Here is a 19,656-nt window from a genome sequence, read left to right on the forward strand (position 1 = left end):
ATGAAGCGCGACAAGCAGGAAAATCAGGCGCAGTTCAACCGCCGGGCCATCCTGATGGCCGGGGCCGGCGGCGCCGTGTTCGCAGGCCTGGGCGCGCGCCTCTACACGCTTCAGGTTCACCAGCAGGAACGCTACCGCCTTATGGCGGAAGACAACCAGTTCAACTTCCGCCTCGAGACGCCGACGCGCGGACGGATTCTCGACCGGTTCGGCGAAGCGGTGGCGGAGAATCGCGACAGCTATCGCATCGTCCTGATCCCTGAGCAGGCCGGCGATGCGGAGGCGGCTCTGAACCGGCTCGCGCGGCTGATGGAGCTGTCCCCCGAACGGCGCGAGCGAATCCTGCGCGAAATCCAGCGTTCGCCGCGCTTCCAGCCGGTCGAGATCGCCGAGGACCTGGATTGGGAGACATTCGCGCGGGTCAATCTGCACCTGCCCGACCTGCCGGGGATCAGCCCGGATGTCGGCGAAGTGCGCACCTATCCCCATCCCCAGGCCTTCGCCCACGTGGCCGGCTATGTTCAGGCCGCATCCGAGGCGGCGGCAGGCAACGATCCGCTGCTGCTCCATCCCGGCTTCCGCATCGGCCGGGCCGGGGTCGAGGCGGCCCAGGACCGGACGCTGCGCGGCTCTGCCGGCCAGCTGAAGGTCGAGGTCAATGCCTATGGCCGGGTCATCCGCGAATTGCCCGCCCAGTCCAACCCGTCCGTGCGCGGCCAGGATGTGATGCTGAGCGTGGACGCCGAAGCCCAGCGCTTCGGCATGCAGCGCCTGGCCGGGGAAAGCGCGGCGGCGGTGACGATGGACGTGCAGTCGGGGGAAATCCTGTCGCTGGTCTCCGCGCCGAGCTTCGATCCGAACCTGTTCGTGACCGGGATCGGCACCGATGATTTCCGCGCGCTGAACGAGAACGAATACCGCCCGCTCTTCAACAAGGCGACGACCGGGCTGTACGCGCCGGCCTCCACCGTCAAGGGGATGATGGGCATGGCCGCGCTGGAAGCCGGCGTCATGGAGCCGGACGAGCGGGTTCGCTGCGTCGGCCACACGACACTGGGCAATCGCCGCTTCCACTGCTGGCGGCGCGAAGGCCATGGCTCGGTCGACCTGCACGAAGGCATCAAGACGTCGTGCGACATCTATTTCTACGAGGTGGCGCGCCGGCTCGGGATCGATCGCATCAACGAGATTTGCCACCGCATGGGGTTGGGCGAAATCTACGATATCGGCATGCATATCCCCGACCGCGCCGACGGGCTGGTGCCCAATCCGCAATGGATGCGGGCGCGCCGTAACCGGGGCTGGTCGACGGGCGACACGTATAATGTGGGGATCGGCCAGGGCGACCTGCTGGCCTCTCCGCTTCAGCTGGCGGTCATGACGTCGCGTCTGGCGACCGGGCGCGCGGTGACGCCGACCCTGCTGCGCCGGACCGATCCGGCTCCGTTTGCCGACATGGGGTTCGACCCCGAACACCGTGAACGAATCCACCGGGCGATGCGCGCCGTGGTCCACGAGCCGGGGGGCACGTCCTACTGGTCGCTGCAGGGGCTGGGCGTGGAGGGCGTGGAGATGGCCGGCAAGACCGGCACGGCCCAGGTCTATTCGATCACCACCGCCGAACGCGCCTCCGGCTTGCGCAGCCAGGACGAGCTGCCCTGGCGCCTGCGCAATCACGGCCTGTTCATCGGCTATGCCCCGGCCATCGATCCCAAATACGCCGTTGCCGCGGTGGTCGAGCACGGCGGCGGGGGAAGCGCGGCCGCGCTGCCGGCCCGCGATCTTTTGCGCGACCTGATCGAGCGCGATCCGGCGCAGCGGCTCCAGACGGTGACGGCGATGGCCGGCACCGGGCAGGAGAGCTGACCCCATGGCGGTTTTCACGCAGGCCGTGCCGCGCGGCTTCCGGGCCAAACTCTATGAGGTGAACTGGGCGTTCGTCCTTCTGGTGGTGCTGATCGGCAGCATCGGAGTGGGCATGCTCTATTCGGTCGCGGCCGGATCCTGGACGCCCTGGGCGATCACCCACGCCGTGCGCTTCGGGCTCGGCTTCGCGGTGATGCTGGCCGTGGTGCTGTTTCCGCCGCGCTTCTGGATGGGCGTCGCCTATCCGATGTACCTGGCGGCGCTGGTCCTGCTGATCGGCGTGGAGCTGATGGGCGCGATCGTGATGGGCGCGCAGCGCTGGATCGATATCGGGCCGATCCGCATGCAGCCGTCCGAAGTGATGAAGATTGCCCTCGTGCTGGCGCTGGCGCGCTATTACCACGACCTGCCGCAGGAGAAGGTCTCCTCGCTGGGCGGGCTCCTGGTGCCCGCGGCGATGATCGGCCTGCCCACCGTGCTGATCCTGAAACAGCCCGACCTGGGGACCGCGCTCCTGGTCGCGGCGACCGGGGGCGTGATCGTGTACATGGCCGGCCTGTCCTGGCGCATCATTGCCGGCGGAGCGGTGGCCGTGGCGGTCGGCGTGCCGCTGGCGATCCGCTACGGGCTGGAGGAGTATCAGAGGCAGCGCATCACGACCTTCCTGGACCCCGAAGCCGATCCGCTGGGCGCGGGCTACAACATCATCCAGTCCAAGATCGCGCTGGGATCGGGCGGCTTTACCGGCAAGGGCTTCATGCAGGGCACGCAGAGCCAGCTGAACTATCTGCCCGAACACCAGACCGACTTCATCTTCACCACGCTGGGCGAGGAGTGGGGCTTTGTCGGCGGCATCTTCGTGATCGGGCTGTACGGCCTGCTGCTGGCCAATTGCATCGCGATCGCGATGTCGTGCAAGTCGGTCTTCCTGCGCCTGGTGGTGATGGGGATCACCACGACGCTTGCCCTCTACGTCTTCATCAACGTGGCGATGGTGATGGGGCTGGTGCCGGTCGTGGGCGTGCCCTTGCCGATGATTTCCTATGGCGGGACGGTGATGCTGACCGTGCTGTTCGGCCTTGGCCTGATCCTGTGCGCGCACGTGCATCGCGGCGCCGAGCCGCCCAAGGGGGCGGGCCTGTTCGGCTAGCCATTGCGGCAATGTTGTGACAGCACGCTTGACCGGACCGGCGGACTGGATAACGTTCCGCGCCAGCCTGCCCGAGGGGGCAGACAGGGGAAAAAGCCGGCGTCCAGAGCCGGCAGCGGGAGGAGACATCCATGGCTTCGCTATCGCCCGGGCAGCATGCCCATTGGTCGTCGCGCTTTGCTTTCGTGATGGCGGCCGTCGGGTCGTCGGTCGGGCTTGGCAATCTGTGGCGCTTTCCGTTCCAGACCGGAGAGAATGGCGGCTCGGCCTTCGTGCTGGTCTATCTGTTCTGCGTGGCGCTGGTCGCCTATCCGGTGCTGAACGCGGAACTGAGCATCGGGCGTAACGCCCAGCTCTCCGCCGTCGGCGCGACGCGCAAGATGGCGCACAATTCGGGCGCCTCGACGCGCTGGTCGATCGTCGGCTGGTTCGGCATGATCGGCGCCTTCCTGATCCTGTGCACCTATTCGGTGATTGCCGGCCAGGTCATGGCCTTCTCCGCGATGGGCTTCCTGGGCGAGTTCGGCTCCAGCCCGGTGGGTGAGGCTCCGGTCTCGCTCTACAACTCCATTCCGGTGCAGATCTTCTGGCACTCCCTCTTCATCGTGCTGACCGTGCTGATCGTCGCGCGCGGGCTGAAAGGCGGGATCGAGCAGGCAGTGACCATCTTGATGCCGCTCTTCTTCGTGATGCTGATCGGCCTGTCGGTCTTCTCGCTGCTGCGCGGGGATGCGCTGGAGACGCTGAACTACCTGTTCGCGCCGGACTTCACCAAGATCACGCCGGGCGTGGTGCTGGCGGCGCTGGGACAGGCGCTGTTCTCGGTCTCGGTCGGCTCGGCCATCATGATCACCTACGGCTCCTACCTGCCGCGCAGCGAAAATCTGGGCACGTCCTCGGCCATCATCGCCGGGTCGGACACGCTGGTCGCGCTGATCGCGGGCCTGATGATCTTCCCGATCGTCTTCCTGGTCGGCATCGACCCGGCCTCGGGCATGGGCCTGATCTTCAACGCGCTGCCGGCGGTCTTCGCCGACATGGCGTTCGGCAATATGGTCGGCGGAGCCTTCTTCTTCCTCGCCTTCATCGCGGCGCTGACCTCGTCGATCTCGCTTTTGCAGGTGATCGTGGCCTGGGCCGAGGAGCATACCGACATGAGCGCGGGCATGGCCGCGACGGTGGCCGGTGCGCTGGTCTGGATGGTCGGTGTCGGCGCGGTCTACTCGCCGGTGTTCGGTGGGGCCTTCGTGGACGTGCTGTCGGGCGAGATCTTCCTGCCGATCACCGCCTTCCTGGTCGCGGTCTTCGCCGGCTGGGTGATCCCGAAAGCGACGATGCGTCACGAGAATTCGGAGATGAGCGAAGGCGTGTTCAGCCTGTGGCGCTTCCTGCTGCGCTATGTCTGCCCGATCGTGATCGGCGCGATTCTGGTGCTGGGCCTGAATGCCCGCTTCGGCGTCTTCGGCGGCTAGGCCCGAGCTGCCACTACGGCACGACGCAAAACCCTTCGCCACCTGGCGGAGGGTTTTTGCTATTCCAGCGTGTCGGCGAGCCGGTCGGTGGCGCGCACCAGGCCGTCGATGATTCCCGGCTCGCCCGCGGCGTGGCCGGCGTCGTGGATGAATTCCAGCCGCGCACGCGGCCAGGCCTGGGACAGCGTCCAGGCCGTCTTGGGCGGCGTGACCATGTCATAGCGCCCCTGGACGATCGCGCCGGGAATGGATTTCAGATGCGCGGTCTCTTCCAGAAGGACGCCGTCGCGCTCCAGAAAGCCGCCATGGACGAAGTAATGGGTTTCGATGCGCGAGATCGCATCGGCCCGGCGCGGATCGGGCGCGGCCAGATCGCCGGCGGGGGACATGGCGATGAGAGAACTTTCCCACGAGGCCCAGGCCAGCGCATCGTCCCGGCGCGCGGCGATGTCATCGCCGTTCAGGCGCCGGTAATAGGCGTTCAGCACGTCCTCGCGTTCACGCGCGGACAGGCGCCCGGCAAACCGCTCCCACATGTCGGGGAAGAGGTGGTTGGCGCCGCTGCGGTAGAACCAGTCAAGCTCGGCTTTGGTGCAGGCGAACACGCCGCGCAGCACCATGCCCAGTGTGCGGTCCGGATGGGCGCGCGCGTAGGCCAGTGACAAGGTCGCGCCCCATGAGCCGCCGAAGACCACCCAGCGATCGATGCGCAAGGCTTCACGCAGACGTTCGATGTCATCGATCAGATGAGGCGTGGTGTTGTGTTCCAGCGAGGAAAAAGGGCGCGAGCGCCCGCATCCGCGCTGGTCGAACACGACGATCCTGTAGCGATCGGGATCGAAAAACCGGCGAATGGCGGGAGATGCCCCGCCGCCTGGCCCGCCGTGCAGCGCGACAACGGGAACTCCATCGGCTCGCCCGCATTCTTCATAGTGAAGGGTGTGCCCGTCACCGACGGCCAGCATTCCGGTGCGGAATGGCTCGATATGCGGGTAGAGACCCACGCGATGGTGGCGGCTTCTCTGGGCGTCCATCGTCAAACTTGTGCTAATGATGCTGTTAAACGCTTGGTGTTTGACCAGCTTATGCGTTTTGATAGAGAAATAAAGCGACGCGGGGGGCGTCGCTGACTTCGCGACATGGAGCAGACCGGGTGAGGCGGATGCCGACAAGTCATGCGATTGCAGCCGCACTGGGATGCGCGTTGGTGCTGCAGGGCTGCGCCAGTGCGCCGTTCGACCTGGGCGGCAGCGAGCAGGTGGAGCTCGGCACATCCGAGCAACAGGCGCTCAGACGCGCGGCGCGCACCTTGCGCGACACCGTGGCCGAGCAGGGCTGGCGGGTCGAAACCTCAGGCAATTCCGGGGCTCTGGGCTTTTTCAGCCGTCTTGTCACCGGTGAAGGCGACGAGGCGAATGAGGACCCGGCCGAGACGCCGGCCATGGCCTACATCACAAGCGACGAGGCGAATGCCGTGAGCCTGCTGCAGAGCGATATCGAGCGGGCCACCCGGCTGACGGCGGACGTGGCCGACGCGGCCGACCGCGTCGCAAGCAGCAACACTTCTTACGAACAGGATGCGATCAATCGCGACATTGCCCGCGCCGAAGCGGCGCTGACCGCCGCGCGCCGGGCAAAGAGCTATTTCTCCGATGTGTCCGGCCAGCTGGTGACCCAGGAGGGCGACGGCACGAGCCTGGCCCCGGTCGAATCCGGATTGGACGGGCTGGAAACTGAAATCACGCGGCTGGCTGCAAGCGCCGACCGGCTGGCAGAACGGCGCTGGGCGTCCGGTTCTGCCAATGTGGGCTGACCCGCGGTGAGAGATACGGCCGAGGCGGGTTTCGACCCCGAAACAATCAAGGGATTTCTGGCGCGCGACGAGGCCGATGCCTTGCATCGCCATGCCAGCGGCGTGCGTGCGCCGGGTCCGCTGGTCGAGATCGGCTCCTGGTGCGGGCGCTCAAGCGTCTATCTGGGATGGGCGGCGCGCGAGACCGGCAAGGTGCTGTTCGCCGTCGATCACCATCGCGGATCGGAAGAACACCAGGCCGGAGAAGAGTATCACGACCCGGACCTGTTCGATGCCGAGCTGGGCCGGGTCGACACGCTGCCCGAGTTCCGGCGCACGATTGCTCGGGCGGGTCTTGAAGACACGGTCATGGCGCTGGTCGGACCGTCGGCCCTGCTGGGCCGCTGGTGGCAGGGGCCGGTCAGCTTCCTGTTCATCGATGGCGGCCATGCGATGGAGACGGCGCTCGGCGACTATCGGGCCTGGGCCGGTCATGTGGCGCCCGGCGGAGTGCTGGCGATACACGACGTATTCCCCAACCCTGCCGACGGCGGACGGCCTCCCTACGAAATCTGGAAACTGGCGGTGGGCTCAGGCCTGTTCGAGCCGGTCGAGCGTGTCAATTCGCTTGAGATCCTGCGCCGGCTCTAGCGCCTGCGGTCCAGGCATCGGCACGCGCATGGCGGATCAGCAGATCGCTGCCGGGGCTCAAGGCGTACAGAGCGTCCGCGGCGAGCAGGATGGCTCCGGCCGTCCAGCTCGGAGACTCGCGCGGCCAGACCGCGCCCAGCTCGTACTGCCAGCCCATCCAGTAGCCGCCTTGTGACGAGGCCAGCGGGGACAGATCGTCAAGCAGGCTGCGGGCCGTCTCGGTGCGCCCGGCCGACAGGCAGGCCAGCGCGAGTTCGGCCGTTTCGGCGGCCGTGATCCAGGGCTCGTCGGTCACGCAGCGGCATCCCAGATCCTCCACCACGAAGCGCGACCAGCCCTCCTCCAGGTGGGCACGCGCGGTACGTCCGGTCACCACGCCGGCCAGGACCGGATAATACCAGTCCATGGCGTAGGCCGAGCGGTCGATCTCCCGGTCGAAGCGCTCGGGGCGGTCGATCAGCGCGTCCGCGATCCGCTGGCGGGCTGTGGCCCATTGAGGACGCGGCTTTCCAAGCGCATCGGCCAGGCGCAGCCCGCATTCGAGACTCTTGAACAAGGAGGCATTGCCCGCGCGCAGCGAATCCACGCTGTCCAGCGGCTGACCGGCATCCGGCGCGCGCCAGACGATGTCGCCGTGCTCGCTCTGGTGGGCCAGAACCCAGTCGAGCGCGCGTTCGACCATGGCAAAATGGCGCGCGATCAGGCGCGGCTCATCCAGGGCGAGCGCGCAGCGCAGCACCGTGACGGCGGCATAGCCGTTGAAATTGGTATCGCGCGCAGTGGCCGGTATCGCGGGCGGCGCGATGCGCTCTCCGCTTTCATCCATGGGGATGCCGGCGCCGAGCTCGCCATCCCAGCTGCCATCGGCGTTCTGGCGCGCGGCGAGCGCGTCCAGGGCGCGATGAACGGCCTCCTCGCGTCCGACGACCGCCAGACCCATGGCGCTTTCGCCGTGATTCCACGGGTCCCAGACCCCGGTCTCGATCCAGTCAATCATTCCGTCGCGGTTCTGGAGCTGTTCGATCCGGTCCGCGCAGGCGCCCAGATCCAGGCCGGAGAGAGTGCGCGCGCTCATGCTGCGGCCTTTTCAAAATACAGCGCCACCGATTTGCCGAGGACCGGATTGAGGAGTTTCTCGCTCCAGCGGGTCAGGCGCGGGGCTTCGATCAGGTCCCATTCGAGCACCTTGCGATAGGCGCGCACGGTCCGGCTGTCCTCCTGGCGGTCCCACTTGGCGCAGCGCAGCCACCAGTACGGGCTGTGCAGGGCATGGGCCCAGTGACGCTTGAAGAAGCGGTAGCCCTGGCGCTCCACGCGAGCGCGCAGCTCGGAATCCTTGAAGATACGCACATGGCCGCCGGGCGTGTTCTGGTAGCCGGTGGAGAGTTTCCAGCAGATCGCCTCGGGCCAGTAGCGCGGGACCGAGAGCGCAAACTTGCCGCCGGGTTTCAGGACGCGGTCGATCTCGGCCAGCGCCAGATCGACATCGGGCAGGTGTTCGAGCACTTCAGAACAGATCACGGCATCGAAGCTGTCATCGGCGAAGGGCAGACGTCCCGCGTCGCCCACCGAGAAGACCGCCGTACGCGGCGGCTCGGCCGGGGGCGGCGGCAGCTCGAAGAAGCCGTCAATGGCGGCGTCCAGATCGTCGAAGTCGAGATCGAGCCCGGTCACGTCCAGCGCGCGCTCGTGCCAGTACAGCGCATGCAGGTGGCGTCCGCGGCCACAGCCGAGATCGAGCACACGCATGCCGTCTTCAAGGTCGAGCGCATCGAGGTCGAGTGTGATCATGAGGCAGCCTGGGTCCGGGGATGAGTGGCGATAAGCTCGTGGTAGAGCGAGAGCGAGGCGCGGGCATGATCGTCCCAGACAAAGGCGGTCCGCGCCCAGGCGGCACCGTCCCGGCTCATGCGTTCGGCGCGGTCTGGAAAGTCGAGCACGCTTTCGATCGCCGCGGCCAGCGCATCGGCATCCTCGACCGGAACGACGATGCCGGCATCACCCGCGACTTCGGGCAAGGCCCCGCCGGTCGACACGATGATCGGCGCGCCGCACGCCATGGCCTCGGCCGGAGGAAAGCCGAAACCTTCAAAGCGGGAGGCGGAGACGAAGACGGCCGCGCGCCGGAAGAGCGCCGCGATCTCCGACTGGGCCAGGCCTGAGCGGAATTCGACCCGTCCGGTCAGGCCGGTCTGGTCCAGCATGCGTTTGGTCGGTCCTTCGCGCAGCGTGCCGACGACGACGAGACGCAGGTCGGGACGGGCCGGGGCGATTTTGGCCATCGCCTCGATCAGCACGTCCAGCCCCTTGATGGGCACATCCGCGCTGGCCATCGCCACCATCAGGCCGGGATCGCGAGCGACTGCCGGATCGGGATAGAAAGCGGCGTGGTCGATGCCATTGTGAGAGACGGCGATGCGCGCAGGATCGACGCCGCAGCGCGCCGCATAGGCCTGGCGCGAGGCTTCGGACACGCAGATGAAGCCGGGAAGGCGGCGCGCGGCGGCGGCCTGGGTCTTCACGAAATCATGCCAGCGCGCGACCAGCAGGCGCTTCCACCATGAGCCGGCGCCGGCAATGGCAAAGTCGCGATCGATGTCGATTGGGTGGTGCAGGGTGGTCAGAAGCGGGATGCGGCGTGACAGCCCGACCATCGGCATGGCCAGGGTCTGGTTGTCGTGCACGACATCGAAGCGGTCGCCCTCGCGCTCGAGAAACGCCCTCAGCCGGCGGGCAAAGGCGGTCATCTCGCCGAAGGCCCCGCTATTGTGGGCCAGCCACTCGCCGCGGTCGGCACGCGAGGCGAGGTGGCGCCAGCGCAGGGCGAGAAGCGCGTTGGTCTCGCTGAACAAATCGAGCGAGGGCAGCTCGATCAGCTCGATGCCGGGATCGAGTTCGGGATAGGGCGGGCCGGAGGCGACCGAAACCTCGCATCCCTGACGCGTCAGGGCCCGGCTCAGCTCGCGTATATACACGCCCTGTCCGCCGACATGGGGGTTGGACCGGTAGCTGGTCAGCAATACCCGCAAGGGCGGCGCGGCGCGCGGGCCCGCACTCATGTCGTCGGCGTCTCTCATCGAGGCGGGAAGCTAGCCGCAGGCCCCGGCAGCTCCAAGCGATTTTGCGCGTGCGCGCTGAGCTTTCACCCTGAAGATGCTTGGCGTTGCGGCGGGAAGCTTGTAAGCGCGCGAGCATGCGAGTTCCACACTTCTCCATGACGGCGCGGCAGGGCCGCTTCGCCCTGTTCTACGGCGCGTTCTATCTCGCCTTCGGCGCCTATCTGCCCTACATGCCGGTCTGGTTCGAAGGGCGCGGACTGGCGCCCGAACAGATCGGGCTGGCCGCCGCAGCCGGCATGATCGGCCGGCTGATCGCCGCCCCGCTGGGCGCGGTGTGGGCCGACCGCGCGTCGCGCCGGCGCGACGCGCTGATCGGGTTTGCGGCCATCAACCTTCTGGCGTTCGCGCTGCACATCCCGGCGATCGACCCACGCGCGATCCTGGTGCTGGCGCTGCTGGCGGGCGCGTCGATGACGGGCATCATCCCGCTGGTGGACGCGTTCGCCATGTCGCAGGCGCGCGCCAAGCGCTTCGAATTCGGCCCGGCGCGCGCGATCGGCTCCTTCACCTTCGTGCTCGGCAATCTCGGCGCGGGCTACTGGGTGTCGCGCGCAGGCGGGGAGGCGGCGCTCGCCTGGATCCTCGGCGGGGCGGCGCTGACGCTGGCCGCCGCGATGCTGCTGCCGCCGGGACGGCGCCGGACGGCAAGCCAGACACGGCCGGCCATGAGGGCGGCGGACCTGAAACTGCTGGCCGGGGCCGGTCTGCCGCTGGCCTTTGCCGCGTCGGCCTTCCTGCAGGGCGCGCACGGTTTCTACTACGCCTTCTCCGCCGTGGCCTGGCGCGCGCAGGGCATTCCGGGCGAGGCGGTGGGCGCGCTGTGGTCAACCGGGGTGGCGGCCGAGATCGTCTTCCTGATGCTGGTCGGGCGCGCGATGCGCAACTGGACGCCCGCCGGGCTGCTGGTGCTGGGCGGGGTGTGCTCGCTGATCCGCTGGAGCGCGCTGGCGATGGCGCCGCCGCTGATGGCGCTGTTCGCGCTGCAGATCCTGCATGCGGGGAGCTTTGCGGCGACCTATCTGGGCTTTCTGCGCTTTGCCAGCCAGGCCATGCCCGAGCGTCTGGCCGCCACGGTGCAGGTGGTCAATTCCGCGCTGTCGGGCGGGATTGTTCTGGCGCTGGCGACGCTGGCGTCGGGCTATGCGTATGCGTCCATGGGCACGGGCGGCTTTGCCCTGATGCTTGTGCCGGCCGGGGCGGGGCTGGTGGCGGCGGTGTGTCTGCAGCGCCGAAACCGGTTCTGAAGCGTTGCATTTTCGTGTCAAAGACGGGGCTTCTGCCGTGCCGGGCGCTTCTTCTACTTGGGCGGCCGGGCGAACCATCCCATAAGTTGCAGATCGAAGCCGAGGAGGGCGGATGGCCCGTCACGCGCAGGAGCAGGAGGAACTGGCCGGACTGTCCATCGAGGCAGAGGACGGCCTGTGCGTGGTTCGCCCGCGCGGCGACTGGACGGTGGAACAGATCGGTCGCTTCGACCGGCCCTTGCGCAAGCTCGCCCGCGACGAGGACGCGGCCTCCATCGTGATCGATGTCAGCGCGCTGGACCGGCTCGACACGGCCGGCGCCTATCTGCTGGGACGCACCCTGGGCCCCGGGCGCGAGCTCGAGGAGAGCCGGGTGCGCGGCGAACACCGCACGGCGCGGCGTCTGATCGAGGAAACGCGTGAGGCATTCCAGGACTGCCCGTCCACGCACGAGGCGCGGCGCGGCCCGGTAGCCGTGTTCGCCAGCATCGGACAGGCGCTGGAAAGCTTCGTGCTGGACGCGGTGGACACGTTCGACTTCTTCGGCCGCACGGTCGCGACGGCGGGACGCACGCTTGTCCAGCCCTGGCGGCTCAGATGGACGGCGACCGTCTCGGTCATGGAAACCGCCGGCGTGAACGCGCTGCCCATCGTGGCGGTGCTCGCCTTCTTCATCGGCGCGGTCGTCGCCTATATGGGCGCGGACCTGTTGCAGACCTTCGGGGTCTCGGTCTTCACCGTGGAACTGGTCGGCGTGGCGGTGCTGCGCGAGTTCGGCGTGCTCATCACGGCGATCATGCTGGCGGGACGGTCGGATTCCGCCTTCACCGCGTCGATCGGCTCGATGAAGATGCAGCAGGAGATCGACGCGATGCGCGTGCTCGGCCTCGACCCGTTCGAGGTGCTGGTCCTGCCGCGTGTCATCGCCTGCGTGCTGATGGCGCCGCTGCTCACATTCGCTGCCATGCTGTCGGGCCTGTTCGGCGGGATGGTGGTCAGCTGGGGCGTGCTGGACATCTCGCCCAACTTCTTCATCGACCGGCTCCAGTCCTCGATCAGCTGGGAGCATTTCTTCGTCGGCATTTCCAAGGCGCCCGTCTTCGGCATGATCATCGCGGTGATCGGCTGCCACCAGGGCATGAAGGTCGGCGGCGACGTGGAAAGCCTGGGCGAACGCACGACCGCCTCGGTGGTCCATGCCATCTTCGCGGTTATTGTCGTGGATGCGTTGTTTGCCATGCTCTACCTGGAGCTCGGGATATGAGCGCGGAGCCGATCATCGAGGTGAAGGGGCTGCGCAGCCAGTTCGGCACCCATGTCGTCCACGAGGATCTCGACATGACGGTGCGGCGCGGCGAGGTGCATGGCATTGTCGGCGGATCCGGTTCGGGCAAGTCGGTGCTCGTGAACACCATTCTGGGCCTTCGCAAGCCCGACGCCGGCGAGATCTATTTCGACGGCCAGGCGATGAGCGAGATGAGCGCCCGCGACCGCGCGGTGCTGGAGCGGCGCTGGGGCGTCCTGTTCCAGGGCTCGGCCCTGTTCTCCTCGCTCAGCGTGCGCGAGAACATCATGGCACCCCTGCGCGAGCATATCGACATGCCGGTCTCGCTGATGGCCGAGATTGCCGATCTCAAGCTCGGCATGTCCGGCCTCGGCCCGGAGGCTGCGACCAAGATGCCGTCCGAACTGTCCGGCGGAATGAAGAAGCGGGTCGGCATTGCCCGGGCCCTGGCGCTCGATCCGGACGTCCTGTTTCTCGACGAGCCGACAGCAGGTCTAGACCCGGTCGGCGCCTCGAAGTTCGACGAGATGATCAACGAGCTTCGCGAGACGCTGGGCCTGACCGTCATCATGATCACGCACGACGTGGATTCGCTTTATGCGATCTGCGACCGCATTTCCGTCATTGCCGAGAAGAAGGTTATCGTCACCGCGCCGATCGAGGAGCTGGTGGAGTTCGACCATCCCTGGGTGCAAGACTATTTCGCCGGTCCGCGCGGACGCGCGGCCCGCAGCGGCTAGGAAAGAGGGAGCCTGTCTCCATGGAAACGAAAGCCCATCACGCGCTCGTCGGTTTCTTCGTGGTCTTCCTGGCTGCGGCCGCCGCCCTGTTCACGCTGTGGATCTCGCAAATCCAGTTCGACCGCGAGTTCGAGGAATACGATGTCGTCTTCGACGGCCCGGTGCGCGGCCTGCGCGAATCCAGCGAGGTGCGCTTTAACGGCATCCAGGTCGGCGAGGTCATCGATCTGGGACTGAACCCGGACAATCCCAACGAGGTGATCGCGCGCATCCGGGTGGATGCCGCAACCCCGGTGAAGGTGGATTCCTTTGCCCAGCTGGAACCCCAGGGCCTGACGGGCCTGTCCTACATCCAGCTCTCGGGCGGGTCGCCGGGGGCGGAGGCGCTGCAAAGCCGGTCGGGCGACCGGCCCGCACGCATCTTCGCGCGGCAGGCCCAGCTGGAGGGTCTGGTCGAGGGCGGCGAGACGGTGATCGAGAACGCGCAGATCACGCTGACGCGCTTCAACCGCCTGCTGAGCGACGAGAATATCGAGAATTTCACCCTGACGCTCGACCATGTCGAAGACGTCAGCCGGGCCTGGGCCGAAAACGACGCCATGATCGAGCGTCTGAGCCTGGCCATCGACAATTTCAACCAGGCGGCCATGGATATCTCCTCCGCCGCCGAGGCCTTGCAGCAATTTGGCACGACGGCGGATTCCTTCGTGGTGGAGCAGCTCGGTCCGATGGTGGAGGAGACCACGGCGGCCTCCATCGCCGTGAACCAGGCCTCCGTCGAGACGTTCGAGATGCTCGAAGACATCCGGCCGGGGCTTGAATCCTTCGCCGACGAGGGGCTGGAGTCGCTGACCACCGCTGCGCGCGATCTTCGCGTCCTGATCTCGGCGCTTGAACGTATCGCCGTCCAGCTGGAAGAGGATCCGGCCGGCTTCCTGAGCGAGCCACGCGGCCGTGAAATCGAGGTACCGCAATGACATCGAACATGCTGACGCGTTTGGGGCGGGCCGCCGGGGCGGGTTTGTCACTGCTGCTTGTATCGGGGTGCATCCAGCTTCTTCCCGACAGCCAGCCGGCCAACATCTATCGTCTGGGTCATGAGGCGACCCCGTCTGCCGAAACCGCCGAGGTGGGCGAGGTGATCCTGATCGAACGTCCGGGCGCGCCGCGGGCGCTGGCCGGTAACCGGATCGCGACTGTCGGCAGCGATGGCGAGCTGGCCTATATCTCCGGGGCCAACTGGATTTCACCGGCACCCGACCTGCTGCAGGAATTGCTTCTGGATACGGTTGATCGCGAATTGCCGGGCTATTTGGCAACACGCCCGGGCGATGGCGTCTCCTCGCGCTTCACCTTGCGCGTCGACATGCGCCATTTCGAGGCCGTCTACGACGAGGGCCAGGGCCGCGCGCCCCAGGCGCGGGTCACGCTGCGCGCGCGCCTGGTCGACAGCGAGACGCACTCCATGGTGGGCGTGACCACGGTGTCGGGCTCGGCGCGCGCAGGCGCCAACCGGCAGACCGAAATCGTCGAGGCCTTCTCTCAGGCGGCCGGCGCTGCGGCTGCGGAGCTGGCGCAATGGACGCGCGCTCACCTCTCCCGGCTCGAAGACGAAGCTGGGCCGCAAGGGTAGCGGGCTGTCCTCTCCGGGTTCCGGGTCTCGCTGGGAAAGAGGCGTGGAGGTTGGACCGGCAGAGAAAAACCCAAACGTGTCACCCCGGACGGTCGAAGGCCGATCCGGGGCCTCGTGCGCGTGACGGGCGCGAGCCTGCACCCCTCACGAGGTCCCGGGTCTTCGTTTCACTCGCCCGGGATGACAGTCTTTGGTTTTTCAGTGTGGGATGGCGGCCTTAGAGGGGCGCCATGTCCGCTCTGGGTTCCGGGTCTCGCTTTGCTCGCCCGGAATGACGAGGGGTTGGTTTAATTTCAAACATATAACTCGTCATCCCGGACTTGATCCGGGACCCAGAGAGCTTGGAATACCGTCATCTGACGAGGGCGCCCCGTCCTCTTCTGGGTCCTGACTTTCGTCAGGAAGGAGAGATAGGCAAGCTGGCTGCCTGAGGCCCGGATCGGCCTGCGGCGCTGGGTATCTCCGTGTGGGGTCTATGCCGTCCTCAGCCGGAAGACGAAAGGGCCCGCCTAGCGGCGGCGGTGGCGGCGTGAGCTGGAGCTGTCGCGGTCGGAACTCTCGTCGGGCGCGTCGCCGGCGTCGTCTTCGCTGTTCATGTTGGCGAGCAGGTCTTTCCAGCGCCAGCTGCCCTCGCTCTTGCGCGCTTCGGACGGTGTCCAGTTGTCTTCCCCGGCCGCTTCGGCCTCGGTCTCCTCGCGGCGCGTGTCGACGCTGGACGGGGCAGGGCCGGTCTCCTCGCGTTCTTCTTGCACCCGGTCCTCGGCGCGCGTTTCGAGCGGCTCGCTCCGCTTGCGGCGTCCGCCGGCGGTCAGCGGATCGGGAACTTCGTTCACGCCGATATCGATGGGCTTGCGGCCGCCTGCGACAGAACCCATGCGCAGCATGAAGTCGGAGAGCAATTCGTAATTCTGCCGGATGCGGGCCTGGAAGAGGGAGTCGACCTCACGGGCATTCTCGGTGGCTTCTTCGGCCGTGCGGCGAAGACCGGTCAGGCCCTCCTCAAGCACGCGCTCGATCTCGGCGGCCGCAGAGCGGGCCGAAGCCGGCGCCTCCTCCAGCCCGGACCGCATGCGGTGGAGCAGGGATTCGATCCGCCGGCTTTCCTCGGTCGCCGCTTCCAGCGTGGATTTGAGTTGTTCGCGTACCTTTTCCGAGGCGGTGTCCGCGGCCTCGCCGGCGCGCATCGTCAGCTTTTCCGCTTCGCGCATGCGCGCCTGGAAGGCTTCGTCGGCCCGGCGCGCCGCCTCGAACCCGGACTCGCTGACGCGTTCGAGCGAGGCCTGCGCCGCGTCGGCCTGGGCGTGGAAGTTGCGCGCGCTCTCGTCGGCAGCCTGGCGCGCCGCCTGAGCGGCTTCCTTCAGGCGCTCGAGCGCGTCCTCGTGGGCCTCGGCGGCATCGCGCGCCTCGTCGTTCACGGTGCGGCCAAGCTCGCGGGCGCGGGAGATGGCGGTGTCGACCGCCTCGAGGAAGATCTTCCCGGAGTCCTCGGCACTGGACTTGAGCGTATCGGCCCCGCTGCGCGCGGCCTTCGACATGGTTTCCAGCTCGGCCTTGTGGAAGTCGAGCGCGGCGGCGATCTTCTCCTGCTCGTCGCGCAGCGTCTCGCCGGCAGTCTTCAGGCGATCGCGATGTTTTACATAGGCGGCTTCCAGACCTTCGGTCCGCGTCTTGAGCGTGTCGGCAAAGTCGCGCAGCTCGCCCGAACGCGCATCCAGCGTCAGCGCCACGCGCTCGCCGGCCTCTTCGGCCTTCTCGCCGGCAGCGGACAGGCGCTCGGCGCCTTCGCGGATCCGGCGCTCGCCCTCATTGGCGCGCGATTCGGCGAGCTCGGCCGCGGCGGCCACCATCTTGGAATGGTCCTGGATGGCGGCGGCAATCAGGGCCGCCTTGTCGTCCAGCCCGTCGGAGACTTCAGACAGGCGCTCGCGCTCCTTGCGCAAATGCTTGACCAGCTCCTCGACCCGGGTGCGCGCATCGCCGGATGTGTTTTCCAGCGTGTCGGCGTGATGGGAAATGACTTCTTCCATTGCGGCGAGGCGGGCCAGGGCGCTTTCCATGGAGACGTTGACGCGGTCGATCTCGCCGGTGATCGCATCGGCCAGGCTGCGCACCTCGGTCTCGGTGCTGTCGGCGGGCATGGCGAGCCGGCTCAGGCTGGCTTCCACGCGTTCAGCGCGGCTGGAGGCCCGGATCACTTCGCGGCCGAGAAGACCGGCCAGGGCAAACAGGGCCGCCGGCGCGGCGGCAAACATGGCCAGGCCGGTGAGCTGGGCCGGGGACAGGTCCAGCAGGCCGTCGACCATGTAGCCGGCAAGATAGGCGGCCGACCCGCCGAGCCAGAGAAGCGAGAGGGTGAAGCCGGTAAACAGGGCGGAAACGCCCGAACGCCGGGGCGGCATCTCGGCGGCTGTCAAAGCGCGCGACTCGCGAGACGTCTCAAGCGCGCCGCGTGACTCCGCGTAACGCGCAGGCGTGCGTGTCGCGTCTGCCTCGTCTTCGCGAGACACGGTCTTCTCGTCGGTTCTGGAGAGATCGTCTGCGCTCATCGCGTCCTGCCCGTTCGCGCCGAAAGGTCTTTTGTCCGGCCCCGAACATTATGACAGACCGGTAAGCCCCTGACTTCCCGCTTTCGCAGGGGGAGTCATCTCTACGCGCTTTTTACCGGATTTTGAAGCGTTTAGATCGGGAAGCCGAGCTGAGGACGCGAGATCGCGTCGGCGCCGCCGCAGCCCGTTGCGGCGCGCACCTGTCCGGGTGCAGGCGGAGCGGGCGGGGTCACGAAGCTGACCGTGCCGGTCACGCGTGTCTCGGTCACCGGGTAATAGGCGACGGTTTCGAACCGCACCGGATCGCAGCCTGCGTCACGCTCGTAATCGATGCTGATCAGCGACAAGGCGCTGGCCAGAACAAGGTGCAAGATGTTGATCAGTAAACCCAGCACGCTTCCGGCTCCCGTCAAGTGTCCCGCTTATGCGCCCGCCGCGCGTGCTGCACAAGGCCAATGCGGCATATGGAATATAAAATATTAGTAAGGTTGAACGCCGGGCGCTCCGGTTCGCCTTGAGCCCGCGCCTCGCCCGGCGGTAAGCTGTGAGCGCCAGGGCAGGGGGATAATTCATGAGCACGACCCTTATGCCGGTTCGCGCCAGCGACCGGTTCGAGAGCATCGACATGCTGCGCGGCATCGCCGTGCTGGGCATCCTGATGGTGAATATCCAGGTGTTCGCCATGTATTGGGGCGCGCTGGAGTATCCGCCCGCCCACATGGACATGAGCGGCGCGAATGGCCGCGTCTGGTGGATCACGCAGGTCTTCTTCGAACTGAAATTCATCACATTATTCTCCGCCCTGTTCGGAGCGGGGATCGTGCTGATGGTCGGCGAGGACGCGCAGGCGCCCACCGCGCTTCACCGCCGCAGGATGCTCTGGCTGCTGGCGATCGGCCTGGTGCACGGCTTCGTGTTCTGGTTCGGCGATATCCTGGTGCCCTACGCGCTGGCTGGATTCGTGGTCGTGCTGGCGCGCCGGTGGAGCCCGGCCAGGCTGGTGGTCTGGGGTCTCGTCGCGATCGCGTTCAGCGGGCTGCTGATGGTGGGCGCAGTCTGGGCGGAAGGCTCGATGCCCGGCGCGGGAGAGCCCGCCAAGCTGGCCGCGCATCCCACTCAGGAGTGGCTGGAGCGCTGGGTCGGCGCCTACCAGTCGGGATTCCTGCAGAGCCGGGCCTATAACGCGGCCGGCGAGGGCTTTGCACTGATCGGCCAGATCACGCTCTTCGCCGGGCGCCTGCTGGGCGTGATGTGGATCGGGATGGCGCTGTACAAGACCGGCTTCCTCACCGCGCAATGGCGCGCCAGCGTCTATGCGGCGATTGGCGTCATCGCAGTGGGGGCGGGCGTCTCGGCGGAATGGGTCACCGCCAACGCGAACCTGGCGTCCGGCTTCGCGCCCGAATTCCAGTGGGTGGCGACGGCGGTCAATTATGGCGCGAGCCTGGCGACCGCGTTCGGCTATGCCTCGATCGTCATGCTGCTGGCCAAGCCGGCCGTTCTGCGCTGGGTGCGCCTGCCGTTCGCCAGCGCCGGGCGGATGGCCTTCACCAACTATCTGACACAGACGCTGGTGATGACCTTCCTCTTCGTCGGACCGCCGGGGCTTGGATGGTTCGGGACGGTGGAACGTAGCGGACAGGCCGCCATCGTGCTGGCGGTCTGGGTGGCCCAGCTCGCGATCTCGACCGTCTGGCTGAAAGTCTTCCGCTTCGGGCCGGCCGAATGGGCCTGGCGGTCCCTGAGCTATCGCGAGGCCCAGCCCTTCCTGCGCTGACCTTGTGTCAGGCGGTAAGGTCGAGCACTTCGCCGATCATGTCGTCGGCGGCGCGGATCGAGGTCGAGGCGAGTTTGGCAGCGTGCGTGGCCTTGATGATGTCGACCATCGCCTCGGGAATGGAAGAAGGGGCGCGCCTGCTGCCTGGGATGGGGGTGGGGGCAGAAGCAGCAGACGCGCCAGGGGTGTTGGTGGCACTCTGAGGAGTATTGGCCGGAGTATCCGGCTGTCTGGTTTCGTTCGTCATGACGCTGGTGAGCTTGTCCGCCGCCCGGTTCAACCGGACTGTGGCACCCTGGTAGGCCGAAAGGCCGGAGGCGAAGCTCGCGTTCATGAGCTGACCATGCCCCGCCGCTTGGGGACTTGCACGCGCAAGTTGGT

Annotated in this window: 18 protein-coding genes; 11 read left to right on the forward strand and 7 right to left on the reverse strand. The window is 67.2% G+C overall.

From position 1 onward, the window contains the following. The 3 genes from mrdA to PGP17_RS11080 all read left to right on the forward strand — a co-directional run bounded on the left by mrdA (window position 1) and on the right by PGP17_RS11080 (window position 4,488). Window positions 1-1,866, forward strand: a complete 1,866-nt coding sequence (gene mrdA, locus PGP17_RS11070; RefSeq protein ID WP_270375389.1) for a penicillin-binding protein 2 — start codon at window positions 1-3, stop codon at window positions 1,864-1,866. A 4-nt stretch (window positions 1,867-1,870) separates the two neighbouring features. Next, entirely contained in the window at window positions 1,871-3,016 is a 1,146-nt protein-coding gene (gene rodA, locus PGP17_RS11075) for a rod shape-determining protein RodA (RefSeq protein ID WP_270375391.1), read from the forward strand. A 131-nt stretch (window positions 3,017-3,147) separates the two neighbouring features. Beyond that, the gene (locus PGP17_RS11080) at window positions 3,148-4,488 is read left to right on the forward strand and encodes a sodium-dependent transporter (protein ID WP_135945733.1); all 1,341 of its coding nucleotides are present in this window, start codon (window positions 3,148-3,150) and stop codon (window positions 4,486-4,488) included. Between the two features lie 59 nt (window positions 4,489-4,547). On the opposite strand, the gene pip is transcribed toward PGP17_RS11080, so the two are convergent. Beyond that, a complete protein-coding gene (gene pip / locus PGP17_RS11085) occupies window positions 4,548-5,522 on the reverse strand; it encodes a prolyl aminopeptidase (RefSeq protein WP_270375393.1) in 975 nt (324 codons plus the stop codon). Between the two features lie 128 nt (window positions 5,523-5,650). On the opposite strand from pip, the gene PGP17_RS11090 reads away from it, so the two are divergent. Together PGP17_RS11090 and PGP17_RS11095 are read left to right on the forward strand one after the other, a co-directional pair. Next, entirely contained in the window at window positions 5,651-6,301 is a 651-nt protein-coding gene (locus PGP17_RS11090; protein ID WP_270375395.1) for a hypothetical protein, read from the forward strand. A gap of 6 nt (window positions 6,302-6,307) precedes the next feature. Further along, window positions 6,308-6,931 (forward strand): class I SAM-dependent methyltransferase, encoded by a 624-nt coding sequence (locus PGP17_RS11095; protein ID WP_270375396.1) that lies wholly within the window; start codon window positions 6,308-6,310, stop codon window positions 6,929-6,931. Here the strand turns inward: PGP17_RS11095 and PGP17_RS11100 are convergent. From PGP17_RS11100 to PGP17_RS11110, 3 genes are read right to left on the reverse strand one after another with little or no spacing between them, the layout of a single operon-like run. After that, the gene (locus PGP17_RS11100; protein ID WP_270375398.1) at window positions 6,900-8,006 is read right to left on the reverse strand and encodes a hypothetical protein; all 1,107 of its coding nucleotides are present in this window, start codon (window positions 8,004-8,006) and stop codon (window positions 6,900-6,902) included. The genes PGP17_RS11095 and PGP17_RS11100 overlap by 32 nt on opposite strands. Further along, entirely contained in the window at window positions 8,003-8,722 is a 720-nt protein-coding gene (locus PGP17_RS11105; protein WP_135945728.1) for a class I SAM-dependent methyltransferase, read from the reverse strand. Before PGP17_RS11105 ends, PGP17_RS11100 begins: the two co-directional genes overlap by 4 nt. Continuing rightward, window positions 8,719-10,008: a glycosyltransferase family 4 protein gene (locus PGP17_RS11110; protein ID WP_270375400.1), complete on the reverse strand. Its 1,290-nt coding sequence runs from the start codon at window positions 10,006-10,008 to the stop codon at window positions 8,719-8,721. The genes PGP17_RS11105 and PGP17_RS11110 overlap by 4 nt, the downstream gene beginning before the upstream one ends. Before the next feature lie 116 nt (window positions 10,009-10,124). Between PGP17_RS11110 and PGP17_RS11115 the strand changes: the two genes are divergently transcribed. The 5 genes from PGP17_RS11115 (at window position 10,125) to PGP17_RS11135 (ending at window position 14,952) form a co-directional block, all read left to right on the forward strand. Continuing rightward, window positions 10,125-11,294: an MFS transporter gene (locus PGP17_RS11115; RefSeq protein WP_270375402.1), complete on the forward strand. Its 1,170-nt coding sequence runs from the start codon at window positions 10,125-10,127 to the stop codon at window positions 11,292-11,294. Between the two features lie 112 nt (window positions 11,295-11,406). Beyond that, entirely contained in the window at window positions 11,407-12,558 is a 1,152-nt protein-coding gene (locus PGP17_RS11120; protein WP_135945726.1) for an ABC transporter permease, read from the forward strand. Continuing rightward, window positions 12,555-13,319: an ABC transporter ATP-binding protein gene (locus PGP17_RS11125; RefSeq protein ID WP_135945725.1), complete on the forward strand. Its 765-nt coding sequence runs from the start codon at window positions 12,555-12,557 to the stop codon at window positions 13,317-13,319. Before PGP17_RS11120 ends, PGP17_RS11125 begins: the two co-directional genes overlap by 4 nt. Before the next feature lie 20 nt (window positions 13,320-13,339). Continuing rightward, window positions 13,340-14,296: an MlaD family protein gene (locus PGP17_RS11130; RefSeq protein ID WP_270375414.1), complete on the forward strand. Its 957-nt coding sequence runs from the start codon at window positions 13,340-13,342 to the stop codon at window positions 14,294-14,296. Window positions 14,297-14,304: 8 nt separating this feature from the next. Continuing rightward, window positions 14,305-14,952 carry an ABC-type transport auxiliary lipoprotein family protein gene (locus PGP17_RS11135; RefSeq protein ID WP_270375416.1) on the forward strand — a complete coding sequence of 216 codons (648 nt, stop codon included), beginning with the start codon at window positions 14,305-14,307 and terminating at the stop codon, window positions 14,950-14,952. A 509-nt stretch (window positions 14,953-15,461) separates the two neighbouring features. Here PGP17_RS11135 and PGP17_RS11140 read toward each other — a convergent pair. Both PGP17_RS11140 and PGP17_RS11145 read right to left on the reverse strand, forming a co-directional pair. After that, the gene (locus tag PGP17_RS11140; RefSeq protein ID WP_270375417.1) at window positions 15,462-17,498 is read right to left on the reverse strand and encodes a hypothetical protein; all 2,037 of its coding nucleotides are present in this window, start codon (window positions 17,496-17,498) and stop codon (window positions 15,462-15,464) included. Window positions 17,499-17,629: 131 nt separating this feature from the next. After that, the gene (locus tag PGP17_RS11145) at window positions 17,630-17,893 is read right to left on the reverse strand and encodes a hypothetical protein (protein WP_270375418.1); all 264 of its coding nucleotides are present in this window, start codon (window positions 17,891-17,893) and stop codon (window positions 17,630-17,632) included. Between the two features lie 176 nt (window positions 17,894-18,069). On the opposite strand from PGP17_RS11145, the gene PGP17_RS11150 reads away from it, so the two are divergent. Continuing rightward, entirely contained in the window at window positions 18,070-19,275 is a 1,206-nt protein-coding gene (locus PGP17_RS11150; RefSeq protein ID WP_270375419.1) for a DUF418 domain-containing protein, read from the forward strand. Between the two features lie 7 nt (window positions 19,276-19,282). On the opposite strand, the gene PGP17_RS11155 is transcribed toward PGP17_RS11150, so the two are convergent. Beyond that, the gene (locus tag PGP17_RS11155) at window positions 19,283-19,609 is read right to left on the reverse strand and encodes a hypothetical protein (protein WP_270375420.1); all 327 of its coding nucleotides are present in this window, start codon (window positions 19,607-19,609) and stop codon (window positions 19,283-19,285) included. Window positions 19,610-19,656 lie beyond the last annotated feature (47 nt).

It is taken from the genome of Marinicauda sp. Alg238-R41 (genome assembly GCF_947331485.1).
Taxonomy (GTDB): domain Bacteria; phylum Pseudomonadota; class Alphaproteobacteria; order Caulobacterales; family Maricaulaceae; genus Marinicauda; species Marinicauda pacifica.